18 protein-coding genes and 1 pseudogene are annotated in these 14,979 nt (G+C 39.4%); 6 read left to right on the top strand and 13 right to left on the bottom strand.

Annotation, left to right across the window (positions count from 1 at the left end; genetic code table 11):
• Positions 1-158 precede the first annotated feature (158 nt).
• The 7 genes and pseudogenes from BMZ06_RS02180 to BMZ06_RS21010 form a co-directional block, all read right to left on the bottom strand.
• The gene (locus BMZ06_RS02180; RefSeq protein WP_089749707.1) at positions 159-380 is read right to left on the bottom strand and encodes a hypothetical protein; all 222 of its coding nucleotides are present in this window, start codon (positions 378-380) and stop codon (positions 159-161) included.
• A gap of 60 nt (positions 381-440) precedes the next feature.
• Positions 441-992, bottom strand: coding sequence for a GNAT family N-acetyltransferase (locus tag BMZ06_RS02185; protein WP_089749708.1), 552 nt, complete (start codon positions 990-992; stop codon positions 441-443).
• 83 nt (positions 993-1,075) lie between these two features.
• A complete protein-coding gene (locus BMZ06_RS02190) occupies positions 1,076-1,576 on the bottom strand; it encodes a GNAT family N-acetyltransferase (protein WP_089749710.1) in 501 nt (166 codons plus the stop codon).
• Positions 1,577-1,691: 115 nt separating this feature from the next.
• Positions 1,692-2,228: a DUF4269 domain-containing protein gene (locus tag BMZ06_RS02195; RefSeq protein ID WP_245755930.1), complete on the bottom strand. Its 537-nt coding sequence runs from the start codon at positions 2,226-2,228 to the stop codon at positions 1,692-1,694.
• Positions 2,229-2,396: 168 nt separating this feature from the next.
• On the bottom strand, positions 2,397-2,936 hold the full coding sequence (locus tag BMZ06_RS02200) for a DUF1572 domain-containing protein (RefSeq protein WP_089749712.1): 540 nt from the start codon (positions 2,934-2,936) through the stop codon (positions 2,397-2,399).
• Between the two features lie 146 nt (positions 2,937-3,082).
• Positions 3,083-3,790 (bottom strand): class I SAM-dependent methyltransferase, encoded by a 708-nt coding sequence (locus BMZ06_RS02205; protein WP_089749715.1) that lies wholly within the window; start codon positions 3,788-3,790, stop codon positions 3,083-3,085.
• A 223-nt stretch (positions 3,791-4,013) separates the two neighbouring features.
• Positions 4,014-4,221, bottom strand: a pseudogene (locus tag BMZ06_RS21010) (IS1595 family transposase); the annotation flags it as partial.
• A gap of 276 nt (positions 4,222-4,497) precedes the next feature.
• Here BMZ06_RS21010 and BMZ06_RS02210 point away from each other — a divergent pair.
• The gene (locus BMZ06_RS02210; protein ID WP_089749717.1) at positions 4,498-5,670 is read left to right on the top strand and encodes an iron-containing alcohol dehydrogenase; all 1,173 of its coding nucleotides are present in this window, start codon (positions 4,498-4,500) and stop codon (positions 5,668-5,670) included.
• 744 nt (positions 5,671-6,414) lie between these two features.
• Here BMZ06_RS02210 and BMZ06_RS21245 read toward each other — a convergent pair.
• Positions 6,415-6,798, bottom strand: coding sequence for a zinc-ribbon domain-containing protein (locus tag BMZ06_RS21245; RefSeq protein ID WP_425431748.1), 384 nt, complete (start codon positions 6,796-6,798; stop codon positions 6,415-6,417).
• 782 nt (positions 6,799-7,580) lie between these two features.
• Between BMZ06_RS21245 and BMZ06_RS02220 the strand changes: the two genes are divergently transcribed.
• The 4 genes from BMZ06_RS02220 (at position 7,581) to BMZ06_RS02230 (ending at position 9,764) form a co-directional block, all read left to right on the top strand.
• Positions 7,581-8,471 carry a hypothetical protein gene (locus BMZ06_RS02220; protein ID WP_089749721.1) on the top strand — a complete coding sequence of 297 codons (891 nt, stop codon included), beginning with the start codon at positions 7,581-7,583 and terminating at the stop codon, positions 8,469-8,471.
• 51 nt (positions 8,472-8,522) lie between these two features.
• The gene (locus BMZ06_RS20945; protein WP_217646817.1) at positions 8,523-8,678 is read left to right on the top strand and encodes a hypothetical protein; all 156 of its coding nucleotides are present in this window, start codon (positions 8,523-8,525) and stop codon (positions 8,676-8,678) included.
• A gap of 469 nt (positions 8,679-9,147) precedes the next feature.
• Complete coding sequence (locus BMZ06_RS02225; RefSeq protein WP_089749723.1) at positions 9,148-9,357, top strand: hypothetical protein; 210 nt, start codon at positions 9,148-9,150, stop codon at positions 9,355-9,357.
• 203 nt (positions 9,358-9,560) lie between these two features.
• Positions 9,561-9,764 (top strand): hypothetical protein, encoded by a 204-nt coding sequence (locus BMZ06_RS02230; protein ID WP_089749725.1) that lies wholly within the window; start codon positions 9,561-9,563, stop codon positions 9,762-9,764.
• Between the two features lie 91 nt (positions 9,765-9,855).
• Here the strand turns inward: BMZ06_RS02230 and BMZ06_RS02235 are convergent, their stop codons facing one another.
• The 4 genes from BMZ06_RS02235 to BMZ06_RS02250 form a co-directional block, all read right to left on the bottom strand.
• Positions 9,856-10,122: a VanZ family protein gene (locus BMZ06_RS02235; RefSeq protein ID WP_089749727.1), complete on the bottom strand. Its 267-nt coding sequence runs from the start codon at positions 10,120-10,122 to the stop codon at positions 9,856-9,858.
• A 210-nt stretch (positions 10,123-10,332) separates the two neighbouring features.
• Positions 10,333-11,589 carry a replicative DNA helicase gene (gene dnaB / locus BMZ06_RS02240; protein WP_089749729.1) on the bottom strand — a complete coding sequence of 419 codons (1,257 nt, stop codon included), beginning with the start codon at positions 11,587-11,589 and terminating at the stop codon, positions 10,333-10,335.
• Positions 11,579-11,911 (bottom strand): hypothetical protein, encoded by a 333-nt coding sequence (locus tag BMZ06_RS02245; RefSeq protein ID WP_089749732.1) that lies wholly within the window; start codon positions 11,909-11,911, stop codon positions 11,579-11,581. The genes dnaB and BMZ06_RS02245 overlap by 11 nt, the downstream gene beginning before the upstream one ends.
• The gene (locus BMZ06_RS02250) at positions 11,908-12,675 is read right to left on the bottom strand and encodes a DnaD domain-containing protein (RefSeq protein WP_089749734.1); all 768 of its coding nucleotides are present in this window, start codon (positions 12,673-12,675) and stop codon (positions 11,908-11,910) included. Before BMZ06_RS02250 ends, BMZ06_RS02245 begins: the two co-directional genes overlap by 4 nt.
• Before the next feature lie 467 nt (positions 12,676-13,142).
• On the opposite strand from BMZ06_RS02250, the gene BMZ06_RS02255 reads away from it, so the two are divergent.
• On the top strand, positions 13,143-13,892 hold the full coding sequence (locus tag BMZ06_RS02255; protein WP_089749735.1) for an SDR family NAD(P)-dependent oxidoreductase: 750 nt from the start codon (positions 13,143-13,145) through the stop codon (positions 13,890-13,892).
• Between the two features lie 107 nt (positions 13,893-13,999).
• Here the strand turns inward: BMZ06_RS02255 and BMZ06_RS02260 are convergent, their stop codons facing one another.
• Positions 14,000-14,677, bottom strand: coding sequence for a hypothetical protein (locus tag BMZ06_RS02260; RefSeq protein WP_089749738.1), 678 nt, complete (start codon positions 14,675-14,677; stop codon positions 14,000-14,002).
• Positions 14,678-14,979 lie beyond the last annotated feature (302 nt).

A 14,979-nucleotide genomic window follows, 5' to 3' on the forward strand; every position in this document is an offset into this window, starting at 1 on the left:
GAGCTTTTTGCTCCCTATTTTTTCTTTATGCATCTTAATCTTATTCCAGTAAAGCCCACTTTTCTTGAAGTCTCGAATTCGAGGTACAATCAAGGATTTAGTTCTTTAAAAACGTTGTATCCATCCTTATTTATAGATGTTATAACCGTTACGATATTTCATGTATGCTTTTTTCTTTTTTTAGCAAAAAAATACATGACAATAATCGCTGCTATGTAGCCTATTACTGTCCTCAATACCATCTCCCAAGTTATTTTACCTGATATTAAGTAAAAAGCAGGAAACGCTATAGCAACAAATATAATTAAGGCAACCAAAGATTTTTTCAACATGATGTCCCCACCTCCCAGGTAACTTTCTACCTTTAAAGCGCTTTTCAAGTATCGCCCCCTTTAGGTGGAGACTCGAAATCGAGACATTTTTGTATTAAGAAGAAGTTATTAGTTTTTTACTAAATCCCATTCTCTGCGTAATATTCCCATTTTAACAGCATCGAAATAATTGCCATTTACTTTCCTAGCTTCTCTGATTCTTGCCTCTTCTTTCATCCCTAACTTTTCGGCAACTTTAATCATTCTTCTATTTCCTGACCAAGTAGACATTCCCAGGCGATGTAATTTCGTGTTTTGGAAGATATGTTCAACCCAAAGCTTATAAGCCTCACTGCCATAGCCACCATTCCAATAATTTTTATCATAAATAACGATACCTGTATCTAACCAATCCGTATTTTTATCTACCCAATAAGAACCGACATAACCAATCGTTTTACCGTCTACTAATATAGCTAAAGAAGCAGGCATACCAGGATGAATTTCTTGGGCCCAATGACTTCTATACTCTGCCTTCGAGATTTTTTCTTCTGTTATGTATGGTCCATTCCATTTTTTAGCTTCCTGCTCCTTGTCCTCATATTTCCAGAAATATAACTCATCAATATCTGTATCTGTTGCTTCCTTTAAAATAACCTTATTACCTTTAATTTGTACCAAGTAAAACCCTCCAAATGAATATCTTCTTCTTAAATGTTTTCGATTTACTCACGTTTAGACTCGATATCAAGATAATTCTCCATTCAGGTTGAGTGAATATGAACTTTCTGGTCTCCAAGTACAATTTCCTTATCAAAATCCATCCCTATTTTATTAGCCACCTTTTTCGAAGCCATATTATTAGGTTGAATTAAAGAAACCAGTCTATTTTCACCTAGAACAATAAGTCCGTAATTTTTTAAAGCTTTGGCTGCTTCTGTAGCGTAACCCTTTCCCCAATGTTTTCGAGAAACCCAATACCCTATTTCAAGTTCTTCAACTCCATCAACTGTTTGTGGTACCAGACCTGCATGCCCTATTCGAGTATTATCTTCCTTATTTGCGAGTACCATTAAACCCATATCAGGGCCAACATCATATGTACTATAAATCCAATTTAAAAAGTTGTTGGTGCTTTTGGCGTCTTTTGTATTTCCATCACCTATATACCTAACCATTTCTGGATCTGATAATAAAGAGAATAAGTAATCGAAATCCCCATCATTGTACTTACGAAACTTTAACCTTTGGGTCTCAAATCTCACTTTTCCATGGACTCCCCTTTTAAATCTCAATTATCTAAATGCCACTTATCATTCAGGTTTGAAATCGAGATGAATTTCACTTTCAGTAATTATTTAATCTATAACAATTTCAGCATTACAGATTTATAATTCTTTCTTTAATCCCATATTGAACTAAACCTATATAAGGATCCCCAGCAATACCTAATAGCTTACAGAACGCTGGTTCAGTCTTATATCCCTGTTTTTTGAGTTCAATAACTTTATCTTTAAGCGTTGGGTTATTTTTTAAAAGTTCATATTCAATAATCATATGCAAATACGCATTTTGAAAATAAATGGATTGGTCTTGGCCAAATAACTCTAACTCAAAGTTGTTAGACAAAAATTTTGCCTTAACAACCTCACGACTTCTTATAATTGTTCTTCTCATGGTAAAGCCTGACTTATTACCGTAGAGATCGTCTAGCTTTTTTTCAAAGAGCCTTAAATCTTTTACATCCATAACTATGTCTAGATCTGAATTATCCAAGTCAATACCAATAGGAATAGTTCCACAGAGCATAGGATTATAAATACTCAATTCGTCAAATATACAGAGTTCTTTAATAGTGGTATAAGCATCTCTTTGCTTTTTATTACCTCTTTTCATTCCCTCGAAAAGATCAAACAACTTATCCCCCCTAAGAATGGACGTTTCCTCTAGGCTATAAAAGCCAGCAACAAAGGCTTGATCTATATCTTACTTATTTAACTTAAGCCCCTATTCAGTAAGAATCGATTTCGAGATATATTGAAGAAGATTTTTCACTAACGTTTGGTCACTTTTAACAATCTCCACCTATTTATCCTGGTGTTTATTAAGCATTTCTTCTAAATATTCTTTAGACTTTCCTTTTGGAATGCTGAGACTATACCAATCGCAACCCTTTAGTTGTTTGCCTACGTAGACAACTTGTCCGACATGATATGCGTAATGTGCCATTTGCCTTTCAATAGCTTCTAAAACCAAATGACTTTCTCCACGAATATATATTGTTTTCAATAAATCCTGCTCACTCAAATCGTTTATTGTTTCAAATAGTACTTTCCAGCCCTTTTCCCAAACAGCAATTAAGTCAGCTTTCATCCTTATATCATCAATAAATTCTTCCTCACGATTTCTATATTCTTTCTCTCCATCTGAAGTTAAAAAACCACTCCATCTAGAAACCATATTGCCACTCAAATGTTTTACTATGATTGCTACACTGTTGGACTCACCATTATATTTCCAATGGATTTCGTTTTCAGATAATTGATTTAATGTTTTATCTCCAAGGCTTTTTAAACTATTAAATCTTTCTAATACCACCCTCAAATATTCTTTTCCAACCACCATCTGAACCCTCCTTTTAAGCAAATCGTAGAACACCTTGTTTCAATAAAGCTCCCTTATACGGAAGGCTCCAAATCAAGATATTTTCCAAAGGTATTTAACTTTTAATGCAAAATCAAGAGGACAACGTACAACGTTGTCCTTGCAGCTTAATGACTTTTACTCACCTTTAACATAGAATTGGCGCCCTTTTGAAACTCGTATGGAACCCGCACTTCATTGACTGAATATCCGTTATCCTTTAAATATTGAATAATACGCTCTAAATATTCGTATCTATTTCCTTTTAAATCAACCAAAGGGAATATTCTAACTTCTTCTTTTGTTACTCTAAGCAACTCCTTAAGAGTGTCTATATGAAATTGTAGATCTAAACGGTCTGCATAAGTAAATAAGAAATGCGCAGATAAAAGGATATCAAACTCATTATCATTAAATGACAATGAAGGTAAATTAACTGGTATATACCGTTCGCTATTCTTTTTCATATCTTGAGTCCAATCAAATAAAGCCTTTTTCCGATGCTCTTTTAACTGATTGATACCTTCAAAATAATCCCATACATAATTACTTCTAGCTTTCTCCATGTGAGCGATGGCATGTTGAATATCTTCTTGTCCTTTAGCTTCAAGGTTCTCTACAGAATGGTCATAAGCAATATCAGATGCGGTAATATTAATCCCTCTTGATTGACCAACCGCCGTAAAAGAACATGCTCCAGACGGGCAATCTAATACTTTTTTTCCTTTCAAATCTTCTTCTGCCAGTAAAAACATGTCCATGTATTCTTCAAATGTTCTACCAATAAAAATAACCTTTTCCAAATCTAATTTTGTTCTCGTCTCAGCTCTACTCATCTATACTCACCTCTTATAAAGAATACATTTATCGTAGCATAAAATATGGAATATAAAAATAAGCGCTTTCACATCATTGTTTAACATATATTTCCAAGAACTATTCCCTTAAATCTTCTTATATTTGGTTTTATCTCGAATTCGAGTCTTCAACTAACCTGCCCTTTACTTGAAGACTCAGTTTCGAGATAAGTACCCCCTTTAGGGACATAAGCTTCAATCATTACATCGTAAAAGTAGATAATCTAGGAGGGGTAAAGGCTTTTGTCATTGGAAACAAATTACTTTTATCCCCTTTCATTCATTATAACTTCATTTCGCTGATGATGGATGCTCTCTAACACCTGAACCCAGGTCAGATAATGGTTGAGATACTTAGTTGCCACACCATTAAAGCGCTAGTGGTAGTTGTCGAAATTCTGAATGTGATATCGCCTACAACGAACTTTAACATAGCCAAAGAAACAAGCCCCTTACCGATGAATACATCCAAGTGTTTAAATGAAATCTGAACGGGAATCCCTCACTTGTGGAAGTTATTTTATTTATTGGAAAAACTTCCGATATATCCTGCGAACAATCGAAGAGGTTTATAAAATCAAGGAATGGGAATATAACTTTCCATTGCCCTCCGTTGAACGACAGGGGCAGTTTTTTCACAAAGAAACGATAATCAATAATGCCAACTTAAGGAGGCTATTTTTACTATGAATCGTTTTACAATTCCAAGAGATATTTATTTCGAAGACAATGCCCTTGAAATATTAGAATCATTTGAAGGGAAAAAGGCCGCACTCGTTATTGGTGGAGGTTCTGTTAAACGAAACGGAAACCTAACCAAAGTACAAGAACATCTGGCAGCTGCCAATATAGAAACGGAAGTATTTGAAGGCTATGATACCGAGCCGACTTTTGAAGTCGTTAAAGAAGGCGCGAAAGCTCTTGAGGACTTCCAGCCTGATTGGATTATCGGCATCGGCGGAGGATCCGCTATGGACTCTGCTAAAGCGATCTGGCTCTACTATGAGCACCCAGAACTTGCTTTTGAAGATGCAATTAAGCCATTTGAACTACCGCGTCTTCGCACGAAAGCGAAATACGCCGGTATTCCAACGACAAGCGGAAGTGGTTCTGAAGTATCCAACCTTTCTGTCGTAGCTGATGAAACGACCAATGTAAAATATCCATTAGCTGACTTTGAACTGACACCGGATGTTGCGATTATCGATCCGGTTATGATCGAAGACTTGCCGAAGCACATCGCTGCTTATACCGGTATGGACGCGTTCACACACACCATCGAAGCCTACGTGGCGAAACCACGTACGATGTATACAGATATCCTGTCCCTTGGTGGTGCTGAAGTCATTAAAGATAACCTGGTTGCTTCTTATCAAGGCGATCATGAAGCTGGCAAGAAGATGCACACCATTCAAGCGATGGCTGGTATGGCCTTTGCGAACGCCGTGCTTGGTAACGTCCACAGTCTTGCTCATAAAAGTGGTCCAACGTTCGGCATTCCGCATGGCTATGCCAACGCGATCTACCTGCCTTACGTGATACAATTCAACCGCGCCGTTGTAGAAGACCGTTTTGCTGAAATCGCGCGTCGTTTGAACCTGCAAGGAAATAATGATGCCGAATTGACTGATTCTCTTGTTGAGTATATCTATCAATTGAACAAAGATCTCGGTCTCGCTACTACCCTTCAGGATTATGGCGTATCCGAAGAAGAGTTCAACAAGCATCTAGATACAATGGCTGAAAATGCTATGGAAGATCCATGCACCGGCACCAACCCTCGTGAAACTTCCCTAGAGCAAATGAAAGAGCTCTTTAAAGCATCTTACTATGGTAAGGAAGCTCTAGTGAAAGCGTAAATAATGAATTTCAATAGGAAATGAGCTTAGGGAAATCCCTAAGCTCATTTTTTTATCGGATCATAACAGAAGTTGAGTTCCACCCGCTCCTTTGAAATAATTGGAATCGAATACGGTTTTCCATAGGAGGGAGCATTTGAATAAGAAACAACCATCGAAGGAGTTCTTCCGGTTCTCGTCATGTACATAATTTGCAGCGTTCCACTCGGGATCATAACGGCGCTTTACCAGATGGTTGAGAATTATTAAATAATGCCAGCTATGTAAAGGATGATTTTATGAAAAAAGTTCTTAAAATATTTATAACAATATCTTAAATATTTCTGTTCATTTATTTCCTGATAGCTTGGATAAAAGACTGGGGTATCAGTTTTCTTGCCTTATTATTTATGGCTTTAGTAGTAATCGCTTCAAGAATTTCCTATTTTATGGAAGGTTCGAAAGTAGATGGATATATAAATGCCGGACTCGGTGTAATGCTTGGGATACTTTCCTGTCTCGGATTGTTCTTATAGTATTATGCTGGTCAGTTTTTTTAAAAAACGAATGTACTATATTGCTGAATTGGCCCGATTCTTTAAATCTCAGCTTAGAGAAAATTTGATAGCAATTAATGAAAATGACCTCGGCACAATACCGCGGTCATCTTCTGGCAGCATAGATATTTTTTTAAACTATCCATGTTCTAGATTTAACTTTGATTTTGTTAACTCTTTTATACGAATAATTAACTTTAATAGATTATTAGTATCCAACAGTAGCCATTCCAAAAATCGTACCGAATATACCGCAAGCAACTGCCGCAATCATTATAATAGTACCATGAGTTTGATCATTCTTCCTATGTAAGTAACCAAAAATAACCCCACCTGCTGCGAACAATATCGGAATAAACAGTAGAGAAATAACAGAGAAAACCCAACCTAAAATTAAATACAGGTTAGAACTTTCCTTGCTTACGTTATTGCTAGAAATATCATTAGCAGATGAAGTTGGTTTGTTATCTTTTTCAACTTCTGTGGCTTGATTTAATGATTTTCCACATGAAACACAGAAATTAGCTTCTTGATTATTTTTTGCTCCGCAAGCACTACAATAAATAATATTCCCCTCACCTTCTAAAATTATTTACAAAATAAGTATATCTTATTTAAGGATAAATTACACTCATCTTAAATTTACACTGTTGATTTTATCATTAAAATTAAAGTTAAGTCCCACTAAATCCATATAAAACACTTTGCTGCATACACAAAGGAGTCCAGTTATGACATTTGCTCACTGCTAAACTTCCCCATGATAGTCGGGGGAATGGTGTTTGTTTGGATCGATTTTTTACCGATAGTTATCTTTCATATGTACACCTCGAGAATATACTTAACCATTGTATAGGCTGATAGGATGGATACAGCGCTTTAACGGCGTGTGAATAGTCTCATTTTCTTTTAGCTATAACTACCATTGGTGTACCATTACTTTTTCACTTTATAGAACTTCGATACGCTGCCTATACAAGTAGTTAAGGGCTGCTTTAGTATCAGCATTACTTATGTTGGTTCTTATAGCATATAGCACGTTACTTAAAAGATTTTCGCTTCTTGTTTGATCCAAAATAAAAAATAATGTAGATCTTGACAGCAAAACGCCAGCGGAATTTTGTCTAAGTACTTGTTAACTTCCAACTTGTGAGGCCACGAACATTATATTTCAGCGGGACGATTCCGATCCATTTTTTCCCCCTCAAAAACTTCCATAAGATTGGAAGTTCTTTTTTTATGGTAAGACCAGCACGGCACTTTAATAAAGCCTTTCCCTGAGCTCCCCAATATACAACTCCTTTCATGTTAAACAGTCATGTTCAATACAATAAAAGGTAAGGAAAAATAAGCACGGAGAAGGAAGGCGTTCCTATGTATAAAAATTGGTTTTTCCGGCGGATGGATCGCTTTATTGACTGGCTTGAGAATCACCAAAAAAGCATCTACTCCATTTCCTTAACTGTCTTCTTTCTGATAGCAGCAGGAGTAGGAGGATATACTTTATGGAAATATTGGAATAACCCTATGTTCACTAACCCAAGTACGATCATTGAACATATGGCGAATATCCCTTTTATTATAGGGATGTTGGCTATGGTTTTAATTCTGGCCGGTGGATCAATGGTCATATGGATGTCTTTATCGATGATTAAAAAAGTAAAAATTAATAAAATGGAGTTTGATATTAGTGACAGCTCCCTTGAAGAATCGAGAATTCAGCAGCGATTCACGTTCATTTCTTCCATGCTGGAACAGAATATCGAAATCCTGTCTGATATTTACGAAAACAAGAAGTCGTTCAAAAGGAGAATGGAGGAACACACAATACAGCAGGAAATCATCAGTTATTTAGCGTCTGACTACCGGGAATACATACGAGTTTTTTATCCAGATTTACAGTCAGAATTGTTTATTTTAGGTACCACAGAGAACATGGACCAAAATACGATGCGTATGTATAAGTTCCTCCTCAGAAATGAGAAAACTCAACAAGCCGTCTATTCCAACCGGTTAATTAATGGAGAGAATACGTTAGTCGGGTTAGCGTGTTTCGAGAAGGAATTCGAAGGAGAAGCGGAAGGACAGTACAAAGTGGAAACGGATGAGCATATTATTGTGGTTATGAAAACAGGTTTTGATTTACCGTTTGAACAGTATGATGTCGATGCCCTCCAAAGTATTATTAACTATTCGAAGATTTTGTACGAAGAGTTGATGATTACATATTACTTGGATAAGGACGAAGTTTTAGAGGATGGATAAAAGGCCAGGCCAATCAGTGTATCATAAAATGAAAGCAAAGGAGATGCTGCGATGACTATAAGGAACAATGGATCCCCAGAAGAAATGGCGAAAGAGTTTGTAAGGAATCGACAAGCGCGTATTAAAAATAACAAATCTAGCCCAAATGGTACTTCAAGTTTATTAAGCTATTTACACGAACAAAGAAGAGAAACGAGAACCCACTAAAAAGTAGGCTGATTTTCTCCAGGCAGCTCGCATAAAAGAGCATGACCTGGATGTTAGATTAGTACGAGTCCTTAGAGGCTCTTTTTTTAAACCATCTCTTCCAAAAGCTGTGACGGGGAATATTCTTGAGTGGAACAGGTGGTGTAACTTTCCCTGTGACCTGATCAATAAAGAGTTTGACACGCTTCCTTAAATAATCTTCGCCCACTTGCATTCCTCCTGTAAAACGCCTTTTACTATTGTATGTTACTGATGTTCCATTCACCATAGAACGTGTGGTTTCTAATGAAATGTAAATCCTGTACTCTCCGACCACTTTCTTGAACAAGGTCAAGACTCTTTAAGGTTAGTCCCCGTTTAAAAAGATAGTTTTCACTTCTAATAATAGGTGGAGTTTCCACTTTCATCCTAACGAAATAATGTTAAAATACTAGGATAATCTAATATAAGCAGAGAAAGGAGTGTTTCGATGGAATTTATAATCCTTGCAGTAATCGTAGGTGCCATTTCAATTAGCGTAATTAAATTTGTAATGAAAGGAAATCATTCAAAACACAAAGGAAGGGAATACACTCCTACAAGTGATGTTTATAGCGGAAAAAGCAGAGATTACAGCACTCATAAACCTGTAGAAACTCATAGGAAAGCTCCTTATGAGGAAGTGGACAAAAAAGAATGAACTCTAATCAGGTGTTGGAATTCTTCTAGTATTTTGCTAAAAATCTAAATAAATCAATTACAAGAGTATGGCTCGAAACTGAGTCTAGCAAACTATCCTTCCCATTGATTAGATTATCTACTTTTACTGTATAAAGGTTATTTCTTTATTCAAGTATACTGAACATATTCTTTAAAGAAGAAAAAATTATGAGGAGTGTCTTGATGGGATTTTATTATTTATTCTTACTCGTTATCGGAATTGTACTAATTGTAATTGGAGCCCTTAAAAAGGATGTGCCTCGTTCAGTTAAAATAGTAATTTTTCTATTTGTAATTGGTATTGGGTTTATAGTAACGTCGTTAGCATTATTATTGCTTCCCGGCAGCTCTGACGTTATTGCTGAACTTTTGAGATGGGATGAATAAGTTTCAATTTTGTTGAAAGTCCTATAAAACCAAACAGAACTTCCAACTTTTCGGAAGTTCTGTTTTTTTATATAAGTATCAACATTAAACTTTAACAGAGCCTAAAATATAAAACATGAAAGCTTCCCCATGCGATGAGCACCCCGATGGTGTCCTTCACCAAATCTATGACAGTAAAAGAGCGGCCATCCACAAATAATTGGTGAACCTCATCCCCCACCCCATACAGGATGGAAAAACCAGCAGCCAAGCAGCTGGTTACCTTCGTTAATCTATGATTCACGCCTAAAGCTGCGATGAGTAGAACATAGAGCATCGCGAATTCAACGAAATGCATCATTTCAAGAACTGTATTCATTTTAATAGCCCCAGGAATTGCTTAATTGTTTGTATCGAGTAGCTGGATTGCAGCCAGATCATCCCCATGTAAATCAAAGGGAGGAGCGTAATCCATAATCTTCTTATCACGTTAGCCATCTCCTGCCATAATGAGAGTTTTCTATTATTATAGAAACGAGACGAGAGTTTTATACTCCATCACTCTCAAAAGAGATAGAATAATGACCGCCTACACCCCCGTAAACTTCCCGTACGCCTTCATAAACTTGAGTCCTACCATCCCGACTGGGCCATTCCGCTGCTTGCTTAACAGAAACTCAACCCGGTCCTGATCTTCCGTCTTCCAGTTATAATAATCCTCCCGGTATAAAAAGCCGATTACATCCGCATCCTGTTCAATGCTTCCGGATTCACGCAAATCGGACATCACCGGCCGCTTGTCCTGACGCTGTTCCACACCCCTGGATAACTGGGACAACAACAGAATCGGTACTTCCAGTTCCCGTGCCAGCAGCTTCAATTCTCTCGTCATCGCGCCAACCTCCAGGTCCCGGCGTTCGAAGCGCGTCGTAGAAGTCATCAGCTGCAGGTAATCAATAATCACAAGCGGCCGCTCTTCCCCATTGTTATGTACCGCCTGGCGGATGGCTGCCCGGATGTCCGCCACCGTGCTCTCCCGTTCGTGGATGAACATGTTCCATTCCGCCATGACCCCGATTGCGGTCATCGCCCGTTCATAATCATCGTTAGAGAATTTCATCGAGCGCCACTTCTGGCCGTCGACTTCGGCTTCACAGGAAATCAAACGCTTTAACAGTTCCTTGTGCCCCATTTCCAGGCTGAACAGGTGCACCTCGCCACCACCCTTGCAGTGGTGGGCCGCTAAATTGAGTGCGAAGGCGGTCTTGCCCATCGATGGCCGTCCGGCTAGAATCATCAGGTCACCTTTCTGACTGCCGCCGGTCATTTGATCAAGGTCGGGATATCCCGTGGAATAACCGCTCATGCTCGACTCTCTTGGCTGGACCATTTCGTGGGCGATTTCCATCAACGTGTCATAGGTGCTCGGCGCTTCCTTGTCCGTCATTCCGCGGTACACTTCAAGACTTTGCAACAACTCCTCGAGCGACTCATTACTCGGATTCTCTATGTAACGGATCGCCTGCTCTTTCCCTTTCCGGTTCCGAAACGCTTCCAGCACAAGCCGCTGATCATGTTTAAATGCTTGCGTCGTCGGTACCGAGCCTGCGAGATCCGCTAAATAGCTGACCCCGCCCACCGACGTAATTTTATCATTCAGCTCGGTTGTAACCGACACCAGATTGACCGGTGCTTCCGCTTTGTACACCTTCTGCATCGCTCGATAAATCAGCTGATGCCTCGGATCGGCAAAATGATCCGCCATAAGAGTTGCATCCTTCATCAACGTTCCTTCATAAAGGATCGTGCCAATGACCGACTGCTCTGCTTCACGATTATAAATCATTCGAATACCCCCTCATGAACTGGTCCAGCTTTTCTTCAAAACGACGCTTCGTTTCCTCAGACACTTCAGCCGCTTCCTGTTCCCATACTTTCATTTTCTCCAGGTAGTCATTCTCTTTTGGCAGATACACCGCAATATCGGAGAACGAAGGCGGAAAAGGAGACATAAAGGCATAGCGGGAAAGCTTATCCATGACCGCCTTATAATCCATTTGCATCAGCTGCGGAAGAGCCATACTGACCATCCGCTGGGTAACCTCAAATTTCCCCGGGTACATTTCCTGCATCGTCTCCAAAATTTCTATCGCTTCCTGACTCTTCATGCCTCATTCTCCTTCCGCCACTCTTCATATAGTTCCGCTACTGTCGGCCCGTCTTCCTTCGATTTACTGAAGGACGAACGCCGCACCTCAACATCTAACGACTCCACTTCCTTCAGCGTCTTCACCCCGCGTGCCTGCCAGCGCTTTAAAATCCCTCCGCTGTACTGGAAAAATGGCTTGTTATGTTGAAGCGCGCGTTTCATCGCTTCCAGCACCAGCTCCTCCGGCATATCTTTGCACCACTCCGTAATGGACTGCGCAATATGGGGATTCAGCACCCCGAAGTTCTGTTCGTAAAAGGTGTGCGGATTTTCCCGGACGAGATCCACCACAGTGGTTTTGTCTCGTTTTGTTTCTTTTTGTTTAAGTAATGCGTCCGCTGACTGGTTCGTCTGCTCGGTCGCCTGCTGGTCCACTTGCTCGTTCGTCTGCTCGGTCGCCTGGCGGATCGCAGGCTCGTCACTCAGTCGTCCGCTTTCCGGATATTCACGGGTAATTAACTGATAGATAGGCGCCTGATTTTTACCTACCGATCGAAAAGTAAGATAGCCCTTCTCCTTTAATTGCTTACGCGCACGTTTAAAAGCACTCTCCGTTAATCCCGACTTCACTAAAATCGAAGTTGCTGCAAGCGTAATTTCCTCACGCCAGCCCGCTTTATTGTGAAAATGCATCAGCGTGTGCCACAGCACAATCTCTGAAGTCGTCAGTCCATCCAATTCCATCCGGTCATAAAACGCGTTAATTTCTTTAATATAATTCACGACACTATTCCTCCTCTGGCTTGAGGGATAAAAAAATAAGCCCCTCCGATTCTATAATCGAAAGAACTTACGATTTGGTGTCGTTTAATTTTAATTTTTTTATAAAAGTTTCGAAGCATTCGTTTCCAGGGATCTACCTTCCTAAAATTTCTCCTTAAAAATAAACAAAAATCATCGTGATTACTTCAATCAATATAAGAAAATGGAACAAGTGAACTAGCCATCCACACGACAATGCCCATCACGAATGCAGAAACAATCGATTGCTGGATGATTCGCTTCATCACCATCCCCCTCTTCTTCTTCTTTTTTACGATGAGTAAGGAAGAAAGTTTCGTATTCCTTTACAGATAACGAATAACTTGTGGAAGGCATCAGATAATACATATAAATGTCTTTCATAAGATATTCATTTTATAATAAAGGTGTATTTCGACCTACACACTAAAATTTCGGGAGGTTTTACATTGAGTAAAGTAGCGATTATTACCGGTGGCGGAAGTGGATTAGGTCAATCAACAGCACTACGTTTAGCGGAAGAAGGAGTTCGTATCGCAGTCGTGGATATTGATGAAGAAGGTGGAAATGAAACGGTAGATCGCGTAAAGAACTTAGGTGTGGATGCTATTTTTGTTAAAGCGGATGTATCGAAGTCAGATGAAGTGAAAAAGTATGTAGATCAGACGGTGGAGGCGTTCGGCTCTATTGATTACTTCTTCAATAATGCCGGCATTTCCGGCAGTGGTGCCAACTTCTTGGATACCGATATTAATGAAATTGAAAAGATTGTCGGAATCAATCTCCTGGGCGCATTATATGGTGTCCGCTACGTAGCAGAAGTCATGGTGAAAAATGGCGGAGGATCCATTGTGAATACTTCATCCAGTGCGGGTGTTATCGGGCAGGATACGGTGGTCACGTACTCGGCCACTAAACATGCGCTAGTCGGGTTAACGAAAAGTATGGTGGCGGAATATGCCAAAGATGGACTACGCGTCAATGCGATCGCTCCTGGTCCGACCGAAACCCCGATGGTGAAGACTTATTTTGATGCCAATCCAAAAATGAAAGAAAGTGCAGAAAGCGGGATTCCGCAGAAGCGTTTGGGTACCCCGGAAGAAGTGGCTGAACTCGTTACCTTCCTGCTCACTTCGAGTGCTCAATATATTAATGGAGAAGTGATTCGGATTGATGGCGGATTTACCAACACCAAATAACGTGTAAAACAGGCAGACTCTCCTACTCCAGAGTCTGCCTGTTTTTTATACAAAAAAACTCCCTTGCTGAACGCATCAGCAAGGGAGTCAAAATAACTCACAGATCCTTATTCCACTTCCACATCCTTCAGATCTTCAAAAGCCTGCGGATACTTAATCGTATCAAAGACCTCTTCCTTCGCGGCATCCACCACGTTAACGGTGACATCATATTCTTCCGGACCCGCCCCATCAAACAATTGATACAGCATTCCCGTGACGCCAAGGCCCATAACCGCAAATCCATCCAGGCTGTTTTCGTACTCTTCCCGGTCTACAGACAACATAAATTCGGAATAAGATTTAGTCGCCTGAATATCCTGAATGGACGAGTAGTTATCTTCATTTTTTATTTCTTCAATGGCAGCAGTCATCTGCTTCTCCATTTCTTTCATCATTTCTTTATGTTTGGAACTCGACATGATATACGTGACCGTACTGTCATTATCAATGACTTCATTAATCCCTTTTTCCTTGGCTTCCGCTTTGATTCGATCAAAGTTCTGATTCTGAAGTTCAAAAAATGATTTCGGAATCGTTACTTCTACACTGGTCTGGTTCTTATCCACTTCGACCGATGTTTCTTTATCTTCACTGGACGAGCTCTCTTCATTAGAGACTGCTTGTGCCTCTGACTGGCTCGCTTCTCCGCTCTCTTCTGCTGAGTCGGAGCTCGAACTTGTATCTGAACTGCACGCAGCCAGCATGAAGAGACAGGCTGCCAGGATCCACCATAATTTCTTCATGTTCACCCCCCCTATACCCCGTGATGTATTTATTAACCAATATAAGCTATTATATCATTAATTACAGGAATTTCGTCATGGGAAATTCTGAATCTTTAATGAATAATTAGAGAGCTGTCCTTATAATCAAAAAAACAAGCGGCTATAGAAGACCACTTGTTTCATTAGTTATGTTCATAAAATTAATTATGTAGCTTGCTGGATGTCACGCTTTCTAACTTCCCGTGTGTTGAACGTATTTGTTCACTTTCTTTAACTTTCTTTTTAATTAGGAAAGCATAGATGATAGGAAAAATACCTAA

The sequence above is a fragment of the Halobacillus alkaliphilus genome (genome assembly GCF_900113125.1).
GTDB classification, from domain to species: Bacteria; Bacillota; Bacilli; order Bacillales; family Halobacillaceae; genus Halobacillus; species Halobacillus alkaliphilus.

What these genes read in the sequence shown, in the direction of transcription:
- BMZ06_RS02200 (WP_089749712.1), bottom strand. Translation starts at nt 2,936, where the DNA reads ATGGTGGTTGGAAAAGAATATTTGAGGGTGGTATTAGAAAGATTTAAT.
- BMZ06_RS02205 (WP_089749715.1), bottom strand. Translation starts at nt 3,790, where the DNA reads ATGAGTAGAGCTGAGACGAGAACAAAATTAGATTTGGAAAAGGTTATT.
- BMZ06_RS02210 (WP_089749717.1), top strand. Translation starts at nt 4,498, where the DNA reads ATGAATCGTTTTACAATTCCAAGAGATATTTATTTCGAAGACAATGCC.
- BMZ06_RS02220 (WP_089749721.1), top strand. Translation starts at nt 7,581, where the DNA reads ATGTATAAAAATTGGTTTTTCCGGCGGATGGATCGCTTTATTGACTGG.
- BMZ06_RS20945 (WP_217646817.1), top strand. Translation starts at nt 8,523, where the DNA reads ATGACTATAAGGAACAATGGATCCCCAGAAGAAATGGCGAAAGAGTTT.
- BMZ06_RS02225 (WP_089749723.1), top strand. Translation starts at nt 9,148, where the DNA reads ATGGAATTTATAATCCTTGCAGTAATCGTAGGTGCCATTTCAATTAGC.
- BMZ06_RS02230 (WP_089749725.1), top strand. Translation starts at nt 9,561, where the DNA reads ATGGGATTTTATTATTTATTCTTACTCGTTATCGGAATTGTACTAATT.
- BMZ06_RS02235 (WP_089749727.1), bottom strand. Translation starts at nt 10,122, where the DNA reads ATGAATACAGTTCTTGAAATGATGCATTTCGTTGAATTCGCGATGCTC.
- dnaB (WP_089749729.1), bottom strand. Translation starts at nt 11,589, where the DNA reads ATGATTTATAATCGTGAAGCAGAGCAGTCGGTCATTGGCACGATCCTT.
- BMZ06_RS02245 (WP_089749732.1), bottom strand. Translation starts at nt 11,911, where the DNA reads ATGAAGAGTCAGGAAGCGATAGAAATTTTGGAGACGATGCAGGAAATG.
- BMZ06_RS02260 (WP_089749738.1), bottom strand. Translation starts at nt 14,677, where the DNA reads ATGAAGAAATTATGGTGGATCCTGGCAGCCTGTCTCTTCATGCTGGCT.